We start from the raw sequence: 23,156 nt of genomic DNA on the forward strand, positions 1-23,156 counted from the left end.
ACTGAACGCCTTCGACATCACCTTCGACGGCCGACTCTCCGCAGCCCGACAGTAACCCTCAACAACCCGAGTTACACCGTTCTTTTGACAGACCCTCAAATCCTGAGGACACCACCCACAACTCTTGACGATTGCTCGCCGATGGCGGGGGCAGGTGCGACGCTGAGGGGGGCGGAAGCCGGTATGGAGCGGGGCGGTGTCATTCAGCCTCGGACGATTCCGGTCCAGCGCTCCGTCGGGCCCGGTTGCCGAACCAGCCGGAGAGCACTTGGCGGCCGGGGCTTTGAGGCGTCTTGTGAACGGTGGGAGGACAGCCCATGAAATACACATCGGGAAGCAGCGTGACCAAGGCCTCGTCCGTCTTGCTAGTAGCGGGTGCTTTGGTTGGATGCCTGCTGGCACGCACCGGTTCCGGGGCATCGGCAGATGGGGTCGCGCTTGGGCGGGCCCCGGTTGCCCCATGCACGAACACCCAACTCGTCGCGAACAGCGCGCAGCGGATGGAGCCCAGCCAGGTACGGATCACCGTCATCAACCAGGGTCCGGAGCCGTGCGTGCTGAGCGGCTTTCCCACCGTGGCTCTCGCGGGTCAGGGCTCGCCGGACAGGAACAAACCCCTCAATGTCGTCCGGCAGGGCAAGGCGGGGCCAGTGCAACTGGCGGTCGGCGGCCGGGCCTCTACGCAACTCTCCTTTACGCCGGCTCTTGGTGAGGCGGGCGGCTACTGTGTCTCCGGCGCCGCGCCTTCCGTCGCGCCCTCGATCGTGGTGGGTGTCGCGGGCGGGAAGCAGCAGCTGGCGTCGGATGACGGTGGCGACTTCGCGCTCTGCGGCAGCACTGTCCGTGCTACTGCCTTCCGCGCTGCTGGTTTCTGACGGTCAGAAGGTGTCGTATGGGGCACCGCGCTCGGTCCGGAGGTGCCCAGCGCTACTCCGGCAGCCTCGCCACGCCTGTGCCGCAGGCGTTCGACGTGGCCTCCCTACCCGGAGCAGGGAAACGTGCGTGCACTGTCTCCCAGCCCAGTGCGGATGCGCCGCCATCGTCCACACTGTTGGCCGCGCGCAGAGCGGCACGGTCGTCAGGGGCAGCGTGCTCAGTGTCCATGCGGCTCGTGTGTACCACCCACCTCGGACAGCGACTCCACCGCCTGACCAGCTCGCCGGGCCGCCGGTCCCTGGTAGCAGTCGTCGTGATCCGGCTCGTTCATCCCCGGCGCTGCGCCGCCGGCACCCGCGCCTGGCATGCCGACCGGCAGCCGGTTCCCGAACCGGGCTGCCACCGCGGCGCCACAACCCGAACGGAGACAACACCTCATGACCCAAGCAACGGACGGCCTGCTCGTCTACGGCTATGACCTCGGCGGACTCGGCGAATGGAAGATCCAGGAAGGCGGCGAGCAGGACGAGCTCGCGCTGCTGGACCGGTACGACGAAGACGAGGACAGAAACTTCACGAGCGCGGCCGAGAGACGCGTCCTGGCGACCGTCGCAGTGTTCACCGAACTTTGGACGCGTGGAGTCGGATCGGCCGGCTACTTCGAGCGAGGCAAGCCCGCCGAGGCCCGCGTGGTCGTCGAGATCTAAACGCATTGCCCAAACACCGGGCCACAATGCACTCTTGCTGCGCACGTCATCACCGTGGCCAGCGGCCACGTACCAAGGCTTGACATGGCCGAGCTCGCCGAACGGGTGGTCAGCGAGGGTGGGATGCCGAGCTCGCTGTCGCCCTCAGCTGCCTTTGCCTGAGCCCGCTGCAGGACGTCCGATGCTGGCCCCTGCTGTCGTGCGGCTAGTTCTGACTACAGACCTGTTCCGCATTCCGCCCCGGCGTTCACAACACTCCCCGAATCAGGAAGGACAGCACACCGTGATCCGCACCATCGACCTCGCTGCCCTCAACACGGCGACCAAGTATCCGTCAATCCCGACCTACCATGTGCTCGATCCGAAGAACGGCGGCCTCATCGAGGAGGCGACCGCGTTCAACGGCGATGTGTATCTCACCGAGAAGGTCGACGGCACCAACGGCCGGATCGTCAGCTTCCCCGGCGGTGACTACGTCCTCGGTAGCAGAGAGGAACTCCTCTACGCCCGGGGCGATCTGATCGGGAACCCCGCCCTCGGTATCGCCGACGTACTGCGTCCCCTCGCCGACCGCATCAACCCGCCCACCAGCGGCATCCGGGTCCTGTACCTGGAGGTGTACGGCGGCAAGGTCACCGCGGCCAGCCGCGAATACACCAGTAACCGCTCCGTCGACTACCGCATGTTCGATGCGGCCGACGTCCCGCTCGACGTCCTGGAGTGGTCGCGGGCCCAGATCTCCAGCTGGCGTGAGGACGGCGGGCAACGGTTCCTCTCCGAATGCGAACTGACCCAGGCCGCCAAGACCGAAGACATCGAGCTCGTCCCGCGGCTGGCCGTGGTGGACGCGGGCGACCTGCCGACTGGCATTGCTGAGATGCAGACGTTTCTCGCCGATCATCTGCCGACGACCCGCGTGGCCCTGGACGAGGGCGCGGGCGGCCACCCCGAGGGCATCGTGCTCCGCAGCGGCGACCGCTCGGTGATCGCCAAGGCCCGGTTCCAGGACTATCGGCGCACCCTCAAGCGCCGCAACCAGAACACGCGTAGCGGCTGACCTCTTTTCGCGGCCGGGCCCGCGACGCCGCCGACCGGTGGATTGCAGAGGCGGTGGCGCAGGCTCCGGCAGGCCGAGAAGCCCGCCGGAGCCTGACTCATGCGGACGCGGCCGACAGGTCGTCGGTGCCCGAGGTACGGGCGCAGAAGAGCACCGAGCGGCCTGCCCGTACTTGGCCGCCTGACTGTTCACCCAGCCGGAACGCATCGGCAAGGTCATCGGCGTGAGCCCCTGCGCATAGTGGCTCTATCGAGCGCAGTGAGTCACTCATTGATGTGTTTGGGAGGCGCCGAGCGAGAACCCGTGCGCAGCACTCCACTCCTGTCCGGGGGCCCCGAGAACCGCCTCGGGTGCATGGGCGTCGTGGGGAGCTCGGGCACATCCCGCCAGGCCGACCCAGTGCGGAACTCCCACGCGATCCCGTTGGTCACCCGCCGGTCGTCCGACTTCATTCGCCCCCACGAAGACTCAGGCGACAGCGGCCGGGCCGCGTGATGGCTTCGGTGGCCGCCCGGCGCAGGCGCTCCCGGGCTTCTTCGGGGCGCAGCGTGACAGCGGCAGTCTGACCGAGGGCTTGTCTGACCGCGACGGCGACCGCAGAGGGGACGAGATCAAGCAGTTCGGCGCAGGTGGTGTCGTCGCCACTGAGCAGCACGACCGGCACGCCCAAGTGCCCGGCCAGAGCGGCGTTGAGACCTATCTCGCCCATGGGACGTCCGGCCACGCGCACGTCGAGGATGTCGCCGCTCATGGTGCGCGCCAGTACGGCCGGCCCGCCACCGGCGCGGGCGTGGTGGCAAACAAAAATACCAGCGTCACCTGACCGGTGCGACGCCCTCGCATCCACCGGCAACCTGGGGGTCCTTTGCGGTCGCAGCACTGGCCTTCCGCGACGGCCGGGGGCCGAGCCATCCGCCGCAGAGATGAGGCCCGCAGACATCAACTGCCTGAATGCGATCGGCTGAACGTGTTCAATCCTGGGGGCAGATGTGGAAGGTACACGGATCCGTACGCGGTAGTCGGTGCCCGCTGTGGTGACTGTGCTGCCCGCGCTGCGGTCGGGTTGTCCGGCGGGCTCGCTGGGTGCTTCGTCCTGACCGCCCCGCCAGTTGCCTTACCGCTGTTTCTTGCGGCCTGAGCCGCAGCGCTTCGTCTGAGCCTGCGTCATCTTCGGGACCGTATGCCAACCTGGTTGGTGGCGGGGTACGTCTGGGGATGCTCCTGTACATCCCGGCGGCGATGCTGCTGGTAGCTGCTTTTGTGGCCCCCACATTCGACCGGGCCGGTGGCGGGGCCCGGGCGTGTCGGGAGCGCCGCTGGTATTGGGCGTCATGCTTACCGACACGCGTGTCCCGTCGTGACTATGGCGATGTGGCCATGAGGGTGCTTCTGCCGCTGGGGGTCCGATGGTTACGGTTTTGTGTCCGACTCCGGGCCGGTAGGCGGGAGCGGGGGTCTCTACCCCAGGAATGCCGCAGTGGTCGCCACGAACTGGTCGGCGTCGTCGAGCCAGGGGTAGTGGCCCGCTCCCGGCTGCACCACGAGTGTGGCATCGGGGAACAGTGCCGCGAACTCGGCCGCCGACTGAGGGGGGCTGTTCAAGTCGAACTCTCCCGTGAGGAGCAGGACTGGTGCCTCGCAGCCGGCGAGCGCCGCACGAGTGGTCTCCGGGTCGAACGCGCCCTCGGCCGCGAAGAGGGCGACAGCTTCCTTGTTGCTCGGCTGGCTGGCCGCATGGTGCTTCTGTGCCGCGGCGTCCCAACGGCCCCAGAAGAAGGGTGCGATGGCCTCCCAGTCACTGCCCGTGCCCTCGGTGATCGCTTCCAGGGTGGCGAACGCCGTTGGGAACCAGGGCTCATTCCTCCGAAGCTGCGCGTGCTTGCGTCGCATCTCCCCAGTGATCGCTATACCAACAGCTCGGGGACCGGGACCGATCAAGGCGAGCTTGCTGACGTTCTCCGGGTGCCGGGCCACGTATTGCGTCGCAATATTCGTGCCGGCGGAGTGGCCGAGCAGGTCCATCCGGGGGAGTCCGAGGTGCTCACGCAGCGCCTCGACATCGTCGACCAGGCGATCGCAGCGGTAGGAAGAGGTGTCTTCGGGAATCGCGGACCGGCCGGTGCCACGAAGATCCAAGACGATCAGCTGACGGTGCGTGGACAGGCCGCCGAGGTCGCCGAGGTAGAGAGAGTCCGTGGGACCTCCCGGGACGCAGACGACTGGGTCGCCGTCTCCGATCACGCGGTAGGCGAGCTGGGTTCCGTCAGGTGCAGAGAAGGCCGGCATGGCCTGGATCCTGTCAGTCATAACCAGGTTGTACAACCTGGTTATGACTGACAGGGCGCTCGGGTATATAACCGAGCCATGGCAGCCGAAGAGGACACGCACCAGAACCCCGAGGCACTGACGGAGGAACAGGCCGAGCGCATGCTTGCAGGCATGAACGAGGTCATCCGAGCGGGCGAGGAGATGCGGAAGCTGCGCGCCGAAATGATCAAACTCTTCGCTGGTTTCGGCTGGACCCAGGAAAGAATTGCCCAGCTCACCGACATGAGTCAGCCCGCAGTGTCCAAGCAGGTGACGAAGTGCGAGGTGGGCGAGCCACCGTCCTCAATGGGGTTCTCTCTCGACCAGCACGATGTCCCATGGCTCGAAGGGCGTCTTTGGGGTCTTGCCGAGGAAATCTCCGAGACCTTCGACACCGCCCGCTGCACCCGCTACGTCAACGCCATCGCCCGGGGGAAGAAGCGATTCACTCCTCAGAACGTCGACGAGCTGCGGCGCCTCCTCGAAGAGGACCTGATGCTGCACCAGGCTGAAATGCCCGGCAGCTACCGGGACGCGTATGACGAGATCAGCCGTGGTCTCGACATTCCCGCGAAGGTCATCACCACCATCACCGCATCAGCCTCCGTGCGTCGCACCCTTGCTCACCAGATCCAACGCGACCAGCTCAGGAGCGACGCCTGAGAGCCTGTCGGGTGGCCGGTCAAGCGTGAAGCGTGACGGTCGCGATCTGCCCTCCGGGCATGGTGACGGCCCCGGAATGATCACGTGGTGTGTGCCAGCGCGAAAACTCCGAGGCCGCCAGCGGCCCAAGCTATCCGTCCAGCCTGACCGATGAGATGTGGGAGATCATCCAGCCGCTTCGTCCCGTGCGTGACCTGCGAAGAGGCGGCGGCGTGCGCAAGTACGGGGACCGGTTGGTGCTCGACTCGCTTTTCTACGTGCTGCGCTCGGGCTACCAGTGGCGGATGCTCCCGCGCGACCTGATGCCCTGGGATGCGGCACACCGCTGGTGCACCGAGTGGCGGCGGGACGGCGCCTGGGACCGCGTCCACGACGAGCTCCGCCGCCAGGTCCGGATCGGGGCCGGACGCGATCCCGAGCCGTCGGCCGCCGTGATCGACGCTCAGTCGATCAAGACCAGCGAGGGCGGCGAGGCACGTGGGTTCGATGCGGGCAAGCGAACGACAGGGCGGAAGAGACACGTGAGTTGAACGATGGGCCTGCCGCTGGTCGTTGCCGTCACCTCCGCTTCCGTGCAGGACCGGGCCGGAGGCCGCGCCATCCTGGCCCGGCTCGCCGCCGGCTTCCGCACGGTCAGCCTGGTGTGGGCCGACGGCGGGTACGCCAACTGTGTTGATTCCACGCTGCTTTCATGGGCCTGCGGCGCGTTGAACATCATTGTGGTGATCGTGTGTGGCCCGCCCATGTCACCGTCGCTGGGTGGACGCGCACGCCGGGGCGCCTGCGGTGCAGGCGCCCCGGCATAGGTCAGCGGCGGATCTGGTAGGCGCGGGTCACCGTCTGCTCGATGGTGTTGCCATCGGCATCGGTGGCCTGCACGCGCAGCGACACGAAGCCCGCGTTCGCGGGGTTGCCGATCGTGCCGTTGAGGCCGCCGTCGAGACGGACCTGCCGCCAGTTGGTGCCGTCGTCGTACGAGGCCCACAGCTTCGCCCCGGCGAGCTTCAGACCGTTCAGGCCCTTGGGGTAGCGCACACCCAGTCCGATGCGGGTGGTGGAGTGCGGCCGGGCGCTGTTGGCCTGGTCGACGTCGAGTCGGTAGTCGACCGACAGGACGGGGAGCAGGGTCGGTCCTTCCTTCCGCTCGGAGTGGAAGGACCAGTCGGTGTGCACCTTGGTGGAGGTCGTCCAGCCGGGGGCGTCCCGCTGCACGTCGGTGACCACGCGGTATTCGGCGCGCTGTGCCGTCATCGGGAAGGCGACGGGCGCCGAACGGATGCTGCCGAGGAGCTCGCCGTCCCGGTAGACGGTGGACAGCGCCTTGTCGCTGCCGGCTTCGGAGGAGAAGGACTGGTCCGGTGCGGTGTCGAGCAGACCGCTCGACATGACCACACCGACATCGCCCTGCCGGACGGCCGAGTTGGACTGTGCGTCCAGCAGCGCGGTGCGGACCACGGCCTTGTTCCAGTCGCGGTGCACGCGCTGTCCGGCCTTGAGCGTCGAGGTGTTCGTCACCTTCCAGGAGCCGTCCGACGTCCACACGGGACCTGCCTTCACCGCTTCCCAGGTGGGCACGTCCGCGGAGACGTACTCGGTCCGGGAGCGCGGCAGGACCACCCGGTCGAAGCCGAAGTACGCCGTCGGCTGCATCGGCGAGCGCGTCAGCCGGGCGTATCCGCCTTCGGTGGCCGGCGTCGAGGCGTGGAACGAGGAGTCCACGGTGGCCAGTTCCCCATCGCGTACCCGGTAGCGCTGGTCGGCGGGGATGCCGCCCTTGCGGTACTTCAGCAGCTCGTAGGAGTACGGGCTCACCGCCGTACCGGAGATCCTGATCCTGGCGTTGTCCAGGGCCGCCAGCTCCTCGCCCTGGGTGCCGGAGAGGGTCATCGCCGGGATCTTGGTGGCCGTCTTGCCCCAGTTTCCTGCGAGCCAGTTCTCGGGGATGTCGTTGTAGATGAGGATGGCGAGCGCACCGGCGCTCGCGGCGTCGTCGACCTGCTCTCCCACCGTGCGCTCGGCGCTCCGCTTCACCAGGGCGAGCTTGCCCCGGACGTCCTCGCCGGCCTTCGCCACGCGCAGGACGCGGGTGCCGTCGATACGTGCGGAGCCCGTCCAGCCCTCGAGGTAGGCCGCGTCCAGGGTCCGGTTGCCGTGCCCGACGAGGCGGGCGTCGAGTGCGGGTGCGCCGAGCGACCAGCCGGCGCGCGATTCGAAGCGCTCGTTCGCGGTCTGCGACGGGACGGAGTACACGGCCGTCTCGCCGTCCAGCCACGTCTCGCGGTCGTAGACGAGGTCGCTGTCCGCGGCCTGGAAGTTCAGACCGATGCGGGCGCGGTTGGTCTCCGTCGGCCGGGAGGTGGTCATGGTGACCGGGCCGGCCTTGGCGCCGTCCAGGGTGAAGGTCCGATCGGAGTCGATCATCGTGCCCGGCTGGGCGGCGTAGGTGTACTCCTCCAGCCGGCTCCAGTCGGAGGTGTAGTGGAAGATCTCCGAGATGAAGGCGTGCTCGCCGCGCGGTACCCGCACCACGACGGTCCCGTCCGCTGCGACCGGGTACGTCTCGGGCAGTCCGAAGCGGCCCAGCTGCCAGGCGGTGACCGCGGCGATGCCGCTCGTCGGCTTGCCGTCGCGGTCGAGCACCTTCAGCGTGACGTCGAAGCGCTGTACGTCCCGGCCGAAGCCGACCGCCGTCACTGCCGCCGTCCGCCCGTCGGCGGAGACCGCGGTGACGTGCGCGCCGTGGGATCCGGTCGTCACGCCGGCGGTGTTGAGGGTGAGGTCGACCTCGGCGGTGCCGTGCGCCGGCACGGTCACCGAGTCGGCTCCCAGGCTGAGCACTCCGGCCGGCAGTTCCTCGCCCGCGTTCTCGACCTTCAGGGTGAGGGTGACCGGCTGGTCGCCGTCGTTGACGTACTCGATCTTCTTCCCGACCGGGGCGGTGGCGTCCCAGTCCCGCAGGCCGAAGTCGGCCGTGCCGCTGGCCGATACGGTCTGCCGGAGTGCGCGTGCCACGTCCACGCGGCCGGCGCCCTGGGCGTAGACGGAGGTGGCGGCGGTGGTCTTGGCCGTACTGATCAGCTGGCTCTTCAAACGGGCCGCCGTCCAGTCGGGGTGGCGCTGCGCGAGGATCGCGGCGGCGCCGGCCACGTGCGGCGTGGCCATGGAGGTGCCACTCGCGGTGGTGTACGAGCCGTCCACCGGTGTGCCCATCGTCGTGCCTGCGGCCCGGGCGGCGGCGATCCGCGAGCCCGGCGCGGTGATCTCCGGCTTGAGCCCGCCGTTACCGCCTCGCGGGCCCCGGCTGGAGAAGTCGGTGACCGCGTCGGTGGAGTCCACGGCGCCGACCGTCAGGGCCGCGTCGGCGGCTCCGGGTGTGCCGACGGACGTCGCCGCGGGGCCACTGTTGCCCGCCGCGATGGTGAACAGCACGCCGGTTTCTGCCGTCAGTTCGTTGACCGCCATCGACATGGGGTCGGTGCCGTCGGCGCCTTCCCCGCCGCCCAGGCTCATGGAGATGACCTTCGCCCCCGAGTGCGCGGCCCAGTCCATCCCTTCGATGATCGAGGATTCCGGGCCGCTGCCGCCGTCGTCGAGCACCTTGCCCACGATCAGCCCGGCGCCCGGTGCCACGCCCCGGTACTTCCCGCCGGAGGCGGCTCCGCTTCCCACGATGGTGGAGGCGACGTGGGTGCCGTGGCCGTGGCCGTCGCGCACCGTCTCGCCGGGGACGAAGCTGCGGCTTTCCACGATGCGGTCGGCGAGGTCGGGGTGGGTGGTGTCGACACCGGTGTCCAGCACCGCGACCTTCACGCCGGTGCCGTCGAAACCGTCCTTCCACGCCTCCGGGGCGCCGATCTGCGGGACGCTCTTGTCGAGGAGCGCCTTGACCTGCCCGTCCAGCCAGAGGCGCTGGACGCCGCCCGACAGGCGGGCCTTGGGGGTACCTGCGCGGGCGCTGTCGTCGTCGATGGCCTCCCAGAACGTGGCGCCCTTGCGCTTGTCGGCGCTGACGGCGGCTCCGCGTACGCCGGGGAGCTTCCGTGTGAGGCGGGATCCGCCGGGTGCGGTGTCCTTGGCGCCGGACGCGTAGCGCACGATCATCGGGGTCGACGCGTGGTGGGCATCGTCGTACCCCTGGGCGATGAGCTGGGTGACGTTGAACAGCCGGGCGTCCACCTGGCCGTTGTGCACGAGCGCTTCGACGTCGCGCGGGATCACGTACACATCGGTGCCGACGGTGTACGTCCGCAGCTCGGCCGCACTGCGGTGGTACGGGGTGATGTTGACGGCGAGGGTCTTGCCCGCCCTCGTGGCCACCGTCACCTGGTCTCCGGTGACGAGGGTGACCTTCGAGGTGCGGACTTCTGCTTGGGACGGGGTGGTTACCGCGTCCTGCCCGGTCTTCGATGCGGGGGTGGCACCGTACACCAGGCCGCCGCCGGCCATGGTGGTGGCCATGGTGGTCGCCAAGGTGAAGCTGAGCAGTGCGGCTCTTCGCCTGAAACGCATGCTGAACGCTCTCCTTCCGCCGGCAGGGAGGGTTCCGCGACCGGCGGGTCAAGCCTCGGCAGGTAGGGGCACCGACGCTACGGCCGCGCCTGACGAAGAAGTGACATGTCCGCTCGCCGCCACTTTGCGCGTATCGAAGTCGGATGGTCGTCGTGCGTGATAGCGCGGGCATCGTCCCGGTGTGCGGGTGTGGTTAGATCACGCTGTTTCCGGTGGGTGGTACATCGGTTGGGGTGGGTGGGGGCGTCGTGAGAGGCGGACACATGCTGGAGGCCGCGGGGATCGGGGCGGGGGAGGAGCGGGTGTATCGCTTCCTCGTCGGGGTGCGTGAGGCTGATGCCGTGGTGATCGCGGAGCAGCTGGGGCTCGAAGTGGCGCAGGCAAACAGGCTGTTGGCCTCGCTCCACGACAAGGGGCTGGTGGGGCGGGTGGCCGTTTCGCCGACGGGGGGCGCGGTGCGCTATGTGCCGGTGGCGCCCGATGCGGCGCTGCGTCCGCTGCTGCTGCGTGGGCACGAGGCGCTGGAGTCGGCGCGGCGGGGGGTGGAGCAGCTCACCGAGGAGTACCGGGCCGCAGGGCGGCGGCATGACGCGGGGCAGCTTGTCGAGGTGATCACGGGGGCGAGTGTGATCCGGCAGCGGCTGCGTCATATGGCGTACGGGGCCAGTGAGATGCGGTGGCTCTGCAAGGCCGGCCATGTGGCCATGCCTGCGGCGGAGAACGACGAGGAGTGGGAGCTGCTCGCCCGTGGGGTGCGGTACGAGGCTGTCTACGAGCGCGCGCTGCTGGAGGAGCCCGGCATGGTCGACAACGTTGCCCGGAGCATCCGCGCGGGTGAGCAGGCGCGGGCCACCGGGACGCTGCCGGTGCGGATGGTGATCGCGGACAGCTCGATCGCCATCTGCCCGCTGATGCATGGCGGTTCGGGTGGTTCGCTGGGTGAGCCGACGGCCGCGGTGGTACACGGCAGCAGCCTGCTCGACGCGCTGATCGCGCTGTTCGAGAGCCAGTGGGCGGCGGCTTCGCCGCTGCACGTCACGGACTCCGGTGAGCTGGCCGACTTCGGCGGCAGTCCGCGGCCCGGTGCGAACGTCGCCGACGACGAGCGGTATCTGCTGTCCCTGGTCGTCGCCGGGGTAGCGGACAAGGCGATCGCCTCGCAGCTACGGGTCAGCCAGCGCACGGTGCAGCGCCGGATCCAGGTGCTGATGCAGCGCGCCGGCGCCGCGACGCGGACGCAGTTGGTGTGGCAGGCGGCGCGGCGGGGGTGGCTGTCGTGAGAAGGGTGGCTGTCATGAGATACGAGCCGCTGTTCCCGTACCGCAGCGAACGTCGGTGAGTCCGTCAGGTCGGTTGTCGGTTGACCTGACGGACTCACCGGGCCGGCGGCAGGGGGGCCGCTCAGTTCGTGGCGAACGCGCGGCGTACTTCCTGTGTCACCTCGTTGCCCCGGTCGTCCCAGGCGCGTACGCGCAGGGGCACGTAGCCGTCGGTCCGGGAGACGGCCGGGCGGCGGGCCCGTACGTCGTAACTCCCGTTGCCCTCGGGGGTGGTCGTCGCCGGGCTGCAGTGGGCGCCGTCGTCGTAGGAGACGGAGACCTCCATGCCCGCCACCTTCGGGCCGGTGAGGCCGTCCCGGTGGCGTGCCTTCACCCCGACGTCGATGGTGCGGGCGCGTCGCGGTGCGGTGCCGGTGAGGTCGGTGTGGATGTCGTAGTCGAGTTGCAGCCAGGTGCACCCGGTCTCCGGTCACGAGGGTGACGGTGGAGGCCCGGGAGCCGGGGGCCGCCGGGCGGGCGGTGGCGGCAGCCGCGTGGGAGGAGGGGGCCAGGGCGGCGATGAGGGCACCTGCCGCTATGAGCGCGTCGGGGCGGAGCCGTGGGTGCATCGGAGGCCTCTTCGGGAAGGCGCGGGCGTGGAGCGCGCGGTTCGGATCAAGACTCCGGCTTCCGAGGCCCGTGTGTCACCTGTTGCGGGTGCCGTGACTGCGACATGTCGTCTCTACGACACGGGGAGCTGGGCTGGCCTTTGGGGGATCGCGGCCGGAACGGTGCGCATAACTTCTGATTGGTCCCCGGATGGGGCTTGAGTTCTAGTGGTCGGATCAGTGGAGTGGCTGAACTGCCGCTGATCGTCATCGATCTGGTGGCGCTCGGGATCGATGGCCAGGTGGCCTGTGGGTTCCGTAGCGCGATCTGCGAAGTCACCGGAAGTGTGTGCCCCGCACCCGACGGCGGCGAGGTGGTGGCCCGTGACGGGGGAAAGGCCGACGGAGCGGATACCGGCGGTGGTACGGACTTCGGCGGGGCGACCGTGACCGGCGGGAGCGACGCGGGGGCTCGGCGACGACCGGCGGATCGGATGCGGGTGGGCCGGACTCCGGCGGTACGGGCGGTGGGCCGAGCGCTTCCGCTGGGTCCGGCGTGTCAGATGGGTCCGGAGAGGCATCCGCCTCCGGCGGATCCTGCGGCGACGACACCGTCGTCCAGGTCGACGAAGGCGGCGGCGACGTGGACGCCTCCGAGGGGGGCGGACGGCGGCGATCCGGGCGAGGACGAGGGTGGCGACGGCGGCGGGGACGACGACGGCGAGAGCTGCACCCCCGGCTTCGGAGCGTTCCTGTCCTGTGCCGGGCATCAGACGGGCGGCTTCTTCAGGGGGTGTCCGGCGACGGACTGTGGGGCGATGTCACCGGCACCTTCGACACGATCCTGCACCCCATCAAGGCGTGGGAGGGCATCGAGGAGTACGGCCAGGGCCTCGGCGACCAGTGGGTCGCGGACTCGAAGGACGCATCCGACAAGTGGTCCAAGGGCGATTGCCTGGGTGCGGTCTGGGACTGGACCAAGGCGTAAGGCAGCACCGGGCTGACGGTCCTGGACGACGTGTTCATCGGCGACGAAGTCCGCGACATGTGGAAGAACGGCAACGAGGGCCAGTCCATCGGTACCGGCCTGTGGAACAGCGGATCGCTCTTCATCACTGGTTACCGCGCAGACAAGATCATCGGCAAGTTCGGATAGCTGGGCAAGTTCGGGAAACCCGGCAAGATTGGCGAATTCACTCAGAAGGTCATGGAGGCCGCAGGCGAGGACAAGAAGGTTGCCAAGAAGGGAGACGTCGGCGGTGCGCAAGCGGCCGCCGACGAAGCCCAGAAGCACGCGGACGACGCGGCGGACGCGGCAGGGCTCACCGGCTGCACCGTCGGCCTCGGTGCCCACCTGCGCGTCCCGTAAAGGGGAATTTCTGACGTAGAAGACCGCCTCGGCCTCAGCCGTTCTTGGGATCCGGCCCGCCGCGACGCGGACTGTGCGCCGACACAAGCCCCGTGTGCCGCCGAGCAGCACACTGGGCACGTTCTTTCCCGTCCAGCGCGGCTGGATCGCGTCCTACCGCACCTGACGGCCCGTCCGGACCCTGAAGAGCATGGGGGAAACCGAGAACACCACACCCGTCCCGGGCCGCCCCGACGACGCAGCCGCCCTCGAAGGCGCGACCGCCCCACCACCACCCGCCGCACCCGACTGCCCCTTCTGTGATCTCCCACAAGACCGCTACCCCACCCTCCACGAAGGCCACTGGGTCCTCCTTGAACCGAGGATCGTCGTTCCCGCCCACACCGTGCCCCCGCGCCGGCGCTGGATCATTACCTCGGACGGGGCCGCGACGAACCTGTGGGACGCCGAACCACTCCCCGGCGCCCAGTGCCGCATCGCGCACCGCATGGTCTGCCCCTATCTCCCGCGCGAAGACCCCCCGCTGTGGGCCACCGTGCTCCGGCAGGAGAACGAACGCCGGGCACAGCGCCTGTTCAACCTGCCCGACGACTGGGGCCTCCCCGACACGGGCTGACCACGGCCTGACCGGCCCGGTACCGTGTCCACCGGCGGGTTCACCACCCGGTGATCAGTTCTTCACCCCGGCCCCCTGTACCCCGGATCAGCGCTCTGGCCCGGGGTACAGCCGTGTCCTCACGTGGACTTCCGGTGTGGTCCTGCATCCTGTGCCCATGGCCGACACCTTTGACCACGCCCCGCAGGTATGGAACGCCGCACAGCTCCGCGAAGCCATCAAAGACCTGCCCGATGACACACCCATCCACATCGGTGTTGCCGAAGACCCCGGCGACTTCGACGGATACCGCGACTTCGTGCTCGTGAACGCCGAACACGTTGAGAACTGGTGGCCGGCCACCTCCACCTCGCCCGAGCGCGCGGAGACCGAGAAGGCGCTGACCCTGTTTGCCGACTGGAAGGCCGACGAGTACGACGTCCTCGACTGAACCCGCCGCGGTCGCTCCCCGGCCGAGGTGTCTTCCGGCTCCGTGCGTCATTGCCAGGCCGCGGATTCCTGCGGTTCCACTCTTGACGGGTCAGCAGCATCGCCGCGGCGGACGCCGGCGACGGACGGACAGTACGCTCACTCCCACGGGACTGGACATCAGCGTGGTGATCGCCGACTGGTCATGGCTGGGCGAGGCACCTCCCCGGGAGCGGCCGGCACGGCTGAGGGATGCCTGGTACGCCGAGGAGACGGGACTGTGGTGCCGCGAAGAGTCCGCCGTAGAGGGCGAATGGGAGCGGCCGGGAGGACCCGACGGTGCGTACTTCGACATCTACGAGTTCCGTGGCACCTGTGGCTCGTTCAAGGCACACTTCTGGGCGGGGCACCGCTGGGAACGGGTCCGCGACCATGCCGACCCGGAGCTCCGGACGGGGCTGGACACCTTGCTGTGCGGGCTGATCTGGGATGGGGCGGACGGTGAGGCACCGCACACGGATCCGGGCTTCTTCACCGACGACCCCGCCCTCTTCTACGGCGTGCTGCTCGCGCGGTCGCCTGACAGCGTGCGGGAGCCGGCCGCGACCTGGGAACAGATACGGCCCCGGCTCGGCGGGTTGCGCGGGGCCTTCACGGAGCACGCAGCCGTATCCGGTGCGCGGGTCGGGCACTTCGACGCGTTCACCGACCTGCTGGAGGACTGGGGGCGTGTTTTGACCGAGGCCACCCGGAGGGGCTGGGGTGTCGTGGGGCTGAGCGAGTAACGCAAATCCCGCGTCGAGTGCTGCCACCAGCGCGATCCGGAAACCCGCAGCATCAGCGTCCGCGGCGTGTGGGACCGCGCCGTCGACGCCTGGATCGACGGCGACAAACGAGAACTCGAAGCCGTCTGGGACGACATCATGAGCGGCGGCCTCGGCACCGACTGGGACGCGTACGCCCACGTCTCCTCCGTCGGCTGGGCAACCTGATCCCTCACACTCAACGGGCCCGGAGTCACTCGAACTGACTCCGGGCCCGTCCTCACTACCGTATCGATGTTCCGGAAACGATGTCGAACGGCACCGGACGGCGGCGCCGTAGCGGATGTCACGGCGGAACTCCGGGGGTTGCCTTCGTAGAGCGCGGCGATGATGTGTCCTGGCTCGGGCCCCGCGGGTCAACGCCCAGGAGCGGTGCACCGCCTCCCTGGGCGAGAGCCCGTCGAGTCGCGCACGGGCGGGTACACCTCGGGGCGCAACCCGAACATCCAGGCGCCCCTCCCCGGCCTGCCGGGTCGCCGGAGAGTGGGAGTTGGCGGTGCGGACGCCGGGGGCGACACGCTGCCGCTCGGCAAGGACAAGGTGCTGGCGCTGCTGACCAGCCTCGAAGAGCTCTGACAGCTCTGGCCGGAGCAGCCGTCACGCTGCTCCGGCCGCTGGTGGCGGGGAGTGGCACCCTGCCGCGCCGAGAACGCAACTTCGAGAAAGGTCCCTCGCGACGAGCGCGATCCGCAACGCCGAGACCGTCAGCCAGTCCGGCGGTTCAGGCTGAACAGCGTGTTGGTACTGGCGGAACTGACAATGGACGTGAGCCCTGCGGGCGGCCGTCCGCAGGGCGTCGCCTACGGTCGCCTTACCTCGAACTGGAAGCAGCCGTACTCCAGGGCCCGCACGTGCACCAGCGCCACCTCCGGCTCGGCAAACGCTTCCCCGAAGACCCGGTCGAACCCGGCCTCGGCGTTGTCCGGGATCTCGAAGAAGAGGCCCCCGACGATGTGTCCCTCGGCGTTGTAGCGGCGGATGGTGCGCAGCGCCCCCGGTCGCGCGAAGGGGTAGTCCTGGGCTCCCCGTGGCTCTCCGCATTCGTCGGCGTGGATGAATACCGGCCCCGCTTCGTCGTAGGCTCCGGGGTCGGCCCCAGTTGCCGTCGCCCAGCGGCGCAGTGGCGCGTATGAGACGAGGGCGACCCGCTCGCCGGGGTCGATGGCCCGCAGGCAGCAGCGCAGCGGGCTGCCCACGCAATCGAGGGGAACGCCGTCCTCGCGCGCGGTGTACGGCCGCAGTGGCCGCCCGGCGTCATCGATGTCGCGGAGTTCCTTGAGCGCGGCGGGAGGGATGGGAAGAGGCGTGTACGCGGTCATGGGGCCAGTGTCGGCGGCTGGCCCTTGGGGCGCTGGCGGGATTCAGACGCGAAGGTCTGCGGCATTGCTGCGGTGTATTCGGCGGGTCACGAGCGGAGACGGAGCCGGATGGCTGCGACGGTGACGGTGCCGTGGGTTCCTCATGGCTTTGTCAAGCCGTGAGCGTGACGGGCGGCGTTGCTTGGCAGCTACGTTGGTCGCGCAGGAGGGCCCGTAGGACGTTGACGCGTCGTCGTGCCAGAGCCATGACTGCTTGGGTGTGTCGCTTGCCCTCAGCGTGCTTGCGATCTTAAAAGCGGCGAGATTCGTCGGAGTAGCGGATGCTCATCAACGCAGACATGTAGAAGACGCGCTGCAGTCCTCGGTTGTATCGCTGAGGGCGGCGGAGGTTTCCGCTGATCTTGCCGGAGTCGCGGGGCGTGGGCGCGACGCCGCCGAAGCCGGCGAGGCGATCGGGGGTCCCGAATACGGTCATGTCACCGCCCGTGGCTGCGACGAACTCGGCGCAGAGGATGGGGCCCGAGCCGGGCATGCTGACGATCACTTCAGCATGGGGGTGCTCCCGGAACCGGGCCGCAATGAGCTTTTCGATCTCAGTGACCTGGTGGTGGAGGGCAAGCGCCTCGTTCGCCACTCTCTGCTGAGGCGACGCTCCAGGCAAGAAACGGGATGCCTCGCCGCTGCCAAAACATCGTGCAGGGGGATGGCAGCATCTCAAGCTCGTATGCGACGAAGCCCGGGGATGTCACAAGGCTGGTGACCATCGTGCGGCCGATCAGTGCGGCCGCCCAGCTCGCAGAGCGCAATGCCCCGGAGATCTGCCCGACAGGTCTGTCACTGATCAGACGACGTAGTCGGTACACGGCTAGTGGATCGAAGGACTGCAGAGCGACAGGACTGCCGGGCGCCGGCCGATACCGTACTCGGGGGCATCGAAGGCAAGGGATTCCCGCAGATGACGAAGGGACTGGAGACCGGACGTCTCCAGGTCGCAGCTCGCGCAGTCGACGTCGGCCGGGCGGCGTTCGAGGATGCTCTCGCCTACGCGCAGGAGCGCGGGTCCTTCGGCGAGCCGATCCGGAAGCACCAGTCGATCAGCAGCCACCTCGCGGACATGGCCACGTCGCTGACCGCTGCCCGTCAGCTCACCCTCTATGCGGCCCGGGAGGCCGAAGCAGGGCGTCGCGTGGACATGGAGGCTCTTCGCCTCCGAGACCGCCATGCAGGTTGCCCTCAACGCCGTCCGCATCCATGGCGGTTACGGCAACTCCACCGAGTTCGACGTCGAGCGCTACTGCCGCGACGCCCCCTTGCTGATCGTGGGCGAAGATACCAACGAAATCCAGCGCAACGTCATCGCCAGCCAGCTTGTCAAGCGTGGAGGTCTCGACGCATGAACGTCGTTGTCTGTGTGGAAGCCGGACGGTGAAGCCGATCTCCGAGTCCATGGTTGAGCCGTCCGACCGCGGCAACCTGCTCAACCACTTCCTCCGCCCCGGCGTCAACTGCTGACGCCGTGCGCCGCTTCCTGTGGCTCGGTGCCACGTGCCACCGTCGCGCAGACCCCGTGATCAGGCGGCGCAGATGGTCGGGCGAGGTGGGCTGCCGGTGTATCAGGTCGCGCTCCTCGGTGAGCCTCTGCCCGTGTGGTGAGAACAGTCAGTCGCAGGACGGCTGGTGGTCCAGGTGTGGGAGCAGTGCCTTCCACTGCTTCTTCTCGACGCTGAGGGGGTGGATGGTGCACAGCCGGTGGTAGATCCGGTCGGTGTCGAAGTCGATCAGGTAGGTGAGTTCTCTCGAGTACCGTCCTTCCAGATCGCCGTCCGGAACCACGGCCATGAAAGGGCTGCCGTCGGGCAGCAGCCTCAGGTCCTTCACGCCTTCCACGGTGGCCATCGCCGGCGTGCGCCATCTGCCGTCCTTCTCTGCCGCCCAGATGCGGTAGGGGGCGCCCGTCAGGACCCACTTCCCGTCCGGCGACGGCCTGATGTCCGTGAGGGCCCGGTCGAAGCGCATCTCGTCCATCTCCCGGGGCTTGTACGGGTCGCTCACATCCCAGAACTTCACGGTTCCGTCGGTGAGCGTCGTCGCCAGGACGTCTTTCCCGACCGGCTGATACCCGCCGGACGTGGCGGGCAGCAGTGCCGCCTCCCCGGGGTTGCGGATGTCTCGCATGTCCCAGAGCTGGGTCCGCTGGGCGGAAGCGTCGTGCATCAGCAGCCGTGTCGAGGGCACGTAACCTGCCTGCCCCACGGCCGCGTCCTTGAGGAGGCGGCCCTTGACCGGCTCGGCGGGGTCGGTGAGGTCCCAGACGCGCAGGTCCACCGGCCTGCCCCGCCCCGACTCGTCCCGGTCCACGACCGCGAGCCCCCGGTCGCCCAGGAAGAACAGGCTCTCCCACCCCGCGACCGGCACCGCGGGGAGCGTTGCGCGCCGCACCGGGCGGCGGACGTCCCGTATGTCCCACACCTGCACCGTGCCGGTGGCCCAGCTGCCGACGACCAGGAGCCTGCCGTCCGCGGACACCGCCGTGCGCACGTCCGAGGCCTTCACCGGGATCTCTGCTCCCGGCACCGGAGGTCTCTTCGCGTCCCCGCCGAAGTCCCACAGCCGGAACGCGTGGTCCTCCGTGCCCTCCGTCCACCGGTGCGCCATCAGCACCGGACGATCGGTCCCTGGAAGGAAGTAACGGGCCTCCCACGGTTTGGGCAGCGCGAACCGCAGACGCGGATCGGCCCCCTCGGCCGTGTCCGCGCTGCGGAGGTCCCAGACCTGGGTGGTCTCCGTGCCCTTGGCGACCATGAGCGTTCCGTCGCCGCTGATCGGGCTGGTCCCCGGGTCCCCATTGGTCATGGCCCCGAGGAGCCGGGGCGCGGGAGCACGCTGTGGCCAGATGCGTACCCTGCCCTCCATGTCGCCCACGGCGAGTTGGCGTCCGTCGGGGCTGTAGGCGACCGACTGGGCCGGTCCGCCTGCGCGTGCCGTTCCGAGTTCGGCCTGGGAGCCGAGCAGTTGCGCACCGGTCTCGACCGTCTCCCGGAGCCTGGCGCCCCCGTCGGCCCTGTTGTTCGCGGCGGCGAGCCTTTCCCCGTCCGGGCGGAAGCTCAGCGAAGGCAGGTCACCGCCGTCTCCCCATGCGCGGCCCCATTCGTCCTCGGGCTCGACGCCCTTGAGCCGGCGGCCGCCCTCCACCGTCCACCAGGCCATCTTCCCTTCCGCGCCGGTCGCGACCAGCAGATCCCGTGTCGGGTGGGCGGCGACCGCCATCACCGAGGGGGTCGTGGCGGTGTCCAGCAACCGTGCCCGCGCCCGGTCGCGCACGTTCCACAACCGCACTTCCCCCGGCCGTGCCGCCGCGCCGTTCCCGCTGATGCCGTTGCCCGTGACCAGCAGGCCGTCGCGGCGGAACGCCAGCGAGATCAGTGCGGCAGAAGCCACCGCACGGTCCGTCCGCAGCAGCGGCGCCGAGGGCTTCGAAACGTCCCACAGCCGCAGGCGCCCCTCGGCGCTCCCCGCCGCCAGTGTCCGGCCGTCCGGAGCGAACCCCAGGGTGTACGTGATGCCTTCGGGGATGCCCCGTGCGGCGAGCCTCTCGGGCCGCCGGGGGTCGGTGACGTCCCACAGGGCGAGTTCCGTGGCCGTCTGCGCCGCCAGCAGACGGGTGCGCGGGTGGAAGGCGATGGCCGCGCTGCCCTTCAGCTTCAATGTCCCCGCCTTCACGGGCACGTTCCGGCGCGAGATGTCCCACAGCTGGACCCGCCCGCGGCGCTGGCTGGTCGCCAGCACATCTCCGTCCTTGCTGAACGCCAGGTTGAGCACCGGCTCACGGTGCCCTGCCGAGACCTCGACCGGCGTCTCCGTCAGATAGGCCGCGTAGAGGCTCGACCGGGTTGCGGGCGTCCGTGCCGCGCGGTACGCCGCCAGGGTGAGCCGCAGCGCGGTCTGCGGGTCGCGTTCGCGCATGGCGTCCGCCCGCGCTGCCACCTGATCGGCGAGCAGGATGGTCGCACGGCTTTCCGCGTCCCGTTGTGCGCCGCGCGCCAATACGGCGAGCGTCGTTGCGAGCAGGGCCAGCACGGTCACGACGGAGACCGCGGCCCGGCGCAGGTTTCTCGTGCGGTGCTCCGCGCGACCGCTCGCGCGGAGGAAGTCCCGGTCGACGGGCCGCATGGGCAGGGTGCCGCCGCTACCGGCGAGCTGGGTGCGCGCCGATGCCAACTGATCGCCCCGGTACAGGCCGCTCTCCGGACGACCCGCCTCGTGCCAGCCGTCGGCCGTGTCACCGAGCCTTCGGCGTGCGAGCAGTCCGGCCCGGTCGTCCGCGATCCAGTCCCGCAGGTGTGGCCAGGCGTTGAGCAGGGAGTCGTGGCACAGCTGTGCCTCGTCCTGGTCGACGACGACGAGCCGGGCCGCGGCCAGCCGTCCGAGCAGATCGGCGACCCGGTCGAGTTCCCGCACGGGGACGCGGCGGCGCACCGTACGGCCGCCGTCGTCGACCACCAGGACCATGCGCAACAGCAGTTCCCGCAGTCGGGTTCGGTCGTCGGCGCCGAGCGCGTCGTGGACCTCGTCGGCGGTCCGGGCGACGGAGGTGCGGATCCCGCCCGCCGCCTGGTACGCGGCGAAGGTCAGCGTGGTGCCGCGGCGCCCGGCCCAGGTCTGCCGCAGGGCGTGGGCGAGGAAAGGCAGCGCGACCGCGTTGCCTTCGGCGGCCCGCTCCTGGCGCAGTTCGCGCAGGATGTGGTCGGACAGCCCGTCCTCCAGGCGCAGCCCGGCGTGTTCCGCGGGCTGTTCGACGGCCGCGCGCAGTTCGTCGTCGGACATGGCGGAGACGGTGAACTGCCCGGACCTGATGATCCGGGCCAGCCGTGCGTCGTTCAGGCCCTGGTCGTAGAAGTCGGCGCGCAGACCGAGCACGATGCGTGGGCCGTCGGAGCCCGCCCCGGCCAGGGCGCGGACGAACAGTTCACGCTCCTCCACGTCCCGGCACTGGGTGAAGATCTCCTCCAACTGGTCGATCACCAGCACGCCCGGTCCGGCGCCGCCGAACCGTCCAGCGCCGAGCTCGCTCTCCACCTCGGCGAACGGCCGCCCCACCGCCGTTGCCCAGCTCTCCACGAGCGTGCGGAACGGCCTGGTGCCGGGCCCCGGCACCAGCAGCACCCTCTCACCTTCCAGACCGGCCACGAGTCCGGCCCTGAGCAGGGAGGACTTGCCGGCCCCCGATGCGCCCACCAGGACCACCGGCCCCGCGTACGGTTCAGCGGTCACCCGGTTCACCAGGCTGCGCGTCAACTCCTCGCGGCCGAAGAAGAGATGGTGCTGCTCCGACAGGAACGGCCGCATTCCGGGGTAAGGACACGGGCCGCCACCCTGCTCGGGCACCGGTTCCAACGCGGCGTCACGGACGAGCCTGCCGGGGTTGCGGGCGAGGACCAGGTCGGAGGCTCGGCCGACACCGTCCGAGTGCGGGCGTGCGGCACTGCCCTGGAAACGGTGGTCGAGTATGCGGTAGAGATCGAGGAGGGAGAACCAGGCGGGCCCGCCCGGATCGCCTTCCGTCAGCAGCCGCAGCAACTCCCCGCTGAAGAGCGTGTGTTCCGCACCTGCGGGCGCGAACGAGGCTGCGTAGTGCGTCGCCGAGGCCAGCAGAAAGCTGCCCTCGGGGCGGGCCGAGGTGATGACTTCGCGGTACGACTCCTGCGGCGCGGCCTGCGCGAGGCCCGAGAAGCAGCAGTCCAGGACGACCACCGTGCTTGCCGCGGCCTCACCGAGCCGCTTGCCCACCTGGTCGTAGGGGACGGCGTGGACGGTGTCGTCGGCCGAGGAAGTGCCCGATGTGGCGAGGTACAACTGCCGCCCGGGGCCGACCAGACCGTGGCCGATGAAGTAGAAGAGGACGACTCCGCCCTCGGAGGCGTCGATGGCGGCCTGCACGGCGGCGAGCACCTCGGTCGGCCCCTCGGGGTCGGTGATCTCGGTGACCCTGCTGTCCATGCCGCAGTTCTCCTGCAGCATCGCGGCGACGGCCTGAGCCGAGCGTGCGGCGCCGGGCAGATCCGACAGTGCCACACGGCCGCCGCTGCCGTACCGGCCCGTTCCGACCACGATCGCATGGCAGTTGGCGCCGCTTAAGTCACCCCGCTGATTCCCCATGGTCAGTTCTTTTCCGCCGTGTCCGGCTGCCGGTCTTCCGGCCCGTTCGCGGGGGGGCCGGGCTGCGGCGGCTGCTGGAGCGCCTCGGCCACCCGCTGCGCGAGATCGCCGGTCCCCTCGGCCGTCAGCCCGCGCACCCGCTCGGACGTGACCGTGACCTGGGGACCGTCCGGCCGGGTGATCGTCACGGTCTGGTTCCCCCGTCTGCTCTGCAACCAGGCGACGACGGCCGCGGCCATGGCGGCGGTCAGCCCGCCCGGAGTCAGCAGTACGGGTATGAGCTCGGCCACGCCCCCGTTCATGCTGCCTGGGACGGGCGTCCCGGGCGGCGCCTGACCGACGGCGCTCCGCAGACCGGGGTCGTGTCGGAGCCACTGCCGCAGATCGTCCGTCTCGGCGGGGCCGCCGACCTCAAGGGTGATCCTCATGTCCCCTCCGGGACACGGGTGTTCCAGACGAGTCCGCTGAGGATAGCTTG

Annotated in this window: 21 protein-coding genes and 3 pseudogenes; 16 read left to right on the plus strand and 8 right to left on the minus strand. The window is 69.6% G+C overall.

The features are described from left to right. Window positions 1-317 precede the first annotated feature (317 nt). From ACIPEK_RS33815 to ACIPEK_RS33825, 3 genes are all read left to right on the plus strand, one after another. The gene (locus ACIPEK_RS33815) at window positions 318-875 is read left to right on the plus strand and encodes a DUF4232 domain-containing protein (protein WP_402004100.1); all 558 of its coding nucleotides are present in this window, start codon (window positions 318-320) and stop codon (window positions 873-875) included. 438 nt (window positions 876-1,313) lie between these two features. Beyond that, window positions 1,314-1,583, plus strand: coding sequence for a hypothetical protein (locus tag ACIPEK_RS33820; protein WP_402004102.1), 270 nt, complete (start codon window positions 1,314-1,316; stop codon window positions 1,581-1,583). A gap of 283 nt (window positions 1,584-1,866) precedes the next feature. After that, window positions 1,867-2,640 (plus strand): RNA ligase family protein, encoded by a 774-nt coding sequence (locus tag ACIPEK_RS33825; RefSeq protein ID WP_402004105.1) that lies wholly within the window; start codon window positions 1,867-1,869, stop codon window positions 2,638-2,640. Between the two features lie 487 nt (window positions 2,641-3,127). Here the strand turns inward: ACIPEK_RS33825 and ACIPEK_RS33830 are convergent. Together ACIPEK_RS33830 and ACIPEK_RS33835 are read right to left on the minus strand one after the other, a co-directional pair. Then, a pseudogene (locus ACIPEK_RS33830) lies at window positions 3,128-3,457 on the minus strand (M55 family metallopeptidase); the annotation flags it as partial. A gap of 641 nt (window positions 3,458-4,098) precedes the next feature. Beyond that, complete coding sequence (locus ACIPEK_RS33835) at window positions 4,099-4,926, minus strand: alpha/beta fold hydrolase (RefSeq protein ID WP_402004268.1); 828 nt, start codon at window positions 4,924-4,926, stop codon at window positions 4,099-4,101. Between the two features lie 78 nt (window positions 4,927-5,004). Here ACIPEK_RS33835 and ACIPEK_RS33840 point away from each other — a divergent pair, with 78 nt between their 5' ends. The 3 genes from ACIPEK_RS33840 (at window position 5,005) to ACIPEK_RS33850 (ending at window position 6,416) form a co-directional block, all read left to right on the plus strand. Continuing rightward, window positions 5,005-5,610 carry a sigma-70 family RNA polymerase sigma factor gene (locus ACIPEK_RS33840; protein ID WP_402004108.1) on the plus strand — a complete coding sequence of 202 codons (606 nt, stop codon included), beginning with the start codon at window positions 5,005-5,007 and terminating at the stop codon, window positions 5,608-5,610. An 89-nt stretch (window positions 5,611-5,699) separates the two neighbouring features. Beyond that, window positions 5,700-6,140, plus strand: a complete 441-nt coding sequence (locus tag ACIPEK_RS33845) for a transposase (RefSeq protein WP_402004111.1) — start codon at window positions 5,700-5,702, stop codon at window positions 6,138-6,140. A gap of 3 nt (window positions 6,141-6,143) precedes the next feature. Beyond that, window positions 6,144-6,416: a hypothetical protein gene (locus ACIPEK_RS33850; protein ID WP_402004114.1), complete on the plus strand. Its 273-nt coding sequence runs from the start codon at window positions 6,144-6,146 to the stop codon at window positions 6,414-6,416. A gap of 1 nt (window position 6,417) precedes the next feature. On the opposite strand, the gene ACIPEK_RS33855 is transcribed toward ACIPEK_RS33850, so the two are convergent. Continuing rightward, the gene (locus ACIPEK_RS33855; RefSeq protein WP_402004117.1) at window positions 6,418-10,119 is read right to left on the minus strand and encodes a S8 family serine peptidase; all 3,702 of its coding nucleotides are present in this window, start codon (window positions 10,117-10,119) and stop codon (window positions 6,418-6,420) included. Between the two features lie 263 nt (window positions 10,120-10,382). On the opposite strand from ACIPEK_RS33855, the gene ACIPEK_RS33860 reads away from it, so the two are divergent. Next, window positions 10,383-11,399: a helix-turn-helix domain-containing protein gene (locus tag ACIPEK_RS33860; RefSeq protein ID WP_402004121.1), complete on the plus strand. Its 1,017-nt coding sequence runs from the start codon at window positions 10,383-10,385 to the stop codon at window positions 11,397-11,399. 121 nt (window positions 11,400-11,520) lie between these two features. On the opposite strand, the gene ACIPEK_RS33865 is transcribed toward ACIPEK_RS33860, so the two are convergent. Next, window positions 11,521-11,772: a hypothetical protein gene (locus ACIPEK_RS33865; protein WP_402004124.1), complete on the minus strand. Its 252-nt coding sequence runs from the start codon at window positions 11,770-11,772 to the stop codon at window positions 11,521-11,523. A 1,007-nt stretch (window positions 11,773-12,779) separates the two neighbouring features. On the opposite strand from ACIPEK_RS33865, the gene ACIPEK_RS33870 reads away from it, so the two are divergent. The 8 genes from ACIPEK_RS33870 (at window position 12,780) to ACIPEK_RS33905 (ending at window position 15,779) form a co-directional block, all read left to right on the plus strand. Then, window positions 12,780-12,974, plus strand: a complete 195-nt coding sequence (locus ACIPEK_RS33870) for a hypothetical protein (protein ID WP_402004127.1) — start codon at window positions 12,780-12,782, stop codon at window positions 12,972-12,974. A gap of 30 nt (window positions 12,975-13,004) precedes the next feature. Next, complete coding sequence (locus ACIPEK_RS33875; RefSeq protein ID WP_402004129.1) at window positions 13,005-13,142, plus strand: hypothetical protein; 138 nt, start codon at window positions 13,005-13,007, stop codon at window positions 13,140-13,142. Between the two features lie 51 nt (window positions 13,143-13,193). Then, window positions 13,194-13,355 carry a hypothetical protein gene (locus ACIPEK_RS33880; protein WP_402004132.1) on the plus strand — a complete coding sequence of 54 codons (162 nt, stop codon included), beginning with the start codon at window positions 13,194-13,196 and terminating at the stop codon, window positions 13,353-13,355. Window positions 13,356-13,545: 190 nt separating this feature from the next. Continuing rightward, complete coding sequence (locus tag ACIPEK_RS33885; protein ID WP_402004135.1) at window positions 13,546-13,971, plus strand: DUF6083 domain-containing protein; 426 nt, start codon at window positions 13,546-13,548, stop codon at window positions 13,969-13,971. 157 nt (window positions 13,972-14,128) lie between these two features. Next, on the plus strand, window positions 14,129-14,401 hold the full coding sequence (locus tag ACIPEK_RS33890; RefSeq protein ID WP_327277578.1) for a DUF6225 family protein: 273 nt from the start codon (window positions 14,129-14,131) through the stop codon (window positions 14,399-14,401). A 163-nt stretch (window positions 14,402-14,564) separates the two neighbouring features. Next, window positions 14,565-15,164 carry a hypothetical protein gene (locus ACIPEK_RS33895; protein WP_402004138.1) on the plus strand — a complete coding sequence of 200 codons (600 nt, stop codon included), beginning with the start codon at window positions 14,565-14,567 and terminating at the stop codon, window positions 15,162-15,164. Between the two features lie 66 nt (window positions 15,165-15,230). Further along, window positions 15,231-15,371 (plus strand): hypothetical protein, encoded by a 141-nt coding sequence (locus tag ACIPEK_RS33900; RefSeq protein WP_402004141.1) that lies wholly within the window; start codon window positions 15,231-15,233, stop codon window positions 15,369-15,371. A 204-nt stretch (window positions 15,372-15,575) separates the two neighbouring features. Then, window positions 15,576-15,779 (plus strand): hypothetical protein, encoded by a 204-nt coding sequence (locus ACIPEK_RS33905; protein WP_402004144.1) that lies wholly within the window; start codon window positions 15,576-15,578, stop codon window positions 15,777-15,779. A gap of 224 nt (window positions 15,780-16,003) precedes the next feature. Here ACIPEK_RS33905 and ACIPEK_RS33910 read toward each other — a convergent pair whose 3' ends face one another. Together ACIPEK_RS33910 and ACIPEK_RS33915 are read right to left on the minus strand one after the other, a co-directional pair. Continuing rightward, on the minus strand, window positions 16,004-16,522 hold the full coding sequence (locus ACIPEK_RS33910) for a DUF1203 domain-containing protein (RefSeq protein ID WP_402004146.1): 519 nt from the start codon (window positions 16,520-16,522) through the stop codon (window positions 16,004-16,006). A 151-nt stretch (window positions 16,523-16,673) separates the two neighbouring features. Further along, window positions 16,674-17,159 (minus strand): annotated as a pseudogene (locus tag ACIPEK_RS33915) (transposase); the annotation flags it as partial. 318 nt (window positions 17,160-17,477) lie between these two features. On the opposite strand from ACIPEK_RS33915, the pseudogene ACIPEK_RS33920 reads away from it, so the two are divergent. Next, window positions 17,478-17,919, plus strand: a pseudogene (locus ACIPEK_RS33920) (acyl-CoA dehydrogenase family protein). A gap of 262 nt (window positions 17,920-18,181) precedes the next feature. Here the strand turns inward: ACIPEK_RS33920 and ACIPEK_RS33925 are convergent. Both ACIPEK_RS33925 and ACIPEK_RS33930 read right to left on the minus strand, forming a co-directional pair. Further along, the gene (locus tag ACIPEK_RS33925) at window positions 18,182-22,678 is read right to left on the minus strand and encodes a caspase family protein (protein ID WP_402004149.1); all 4,497 of its coding nucleotides are present in this window, start codon (window positions 22,676-22,678) and stop codon (window positions 18,182-18,184) included. A gap of 2 nt (window positions 22,679-22,680) precedes the next feature. Next, window positions 22,681-23,106, minus strand: coding sequence for a hypothetical protein (locus tag ACIPEK_RS33930; RefSeq protein ID WP_402004152.1), 426 nt, complete (start codon window positions 23,104-23,106; stop codon window positions 22,681-22,683). Window positions 23,107-23,156 lie beyond the last annotated feature (50 nt).

The organism is Streptomyces sp. NPDC088246, from assembly GCF_044741025.1.
Taxonomy (GTDB): domain Bacteria; phylum Actinomycetota; class Actinomycetes; order Streptomycetales; family Streptomycetaceae; genus Streptomyces.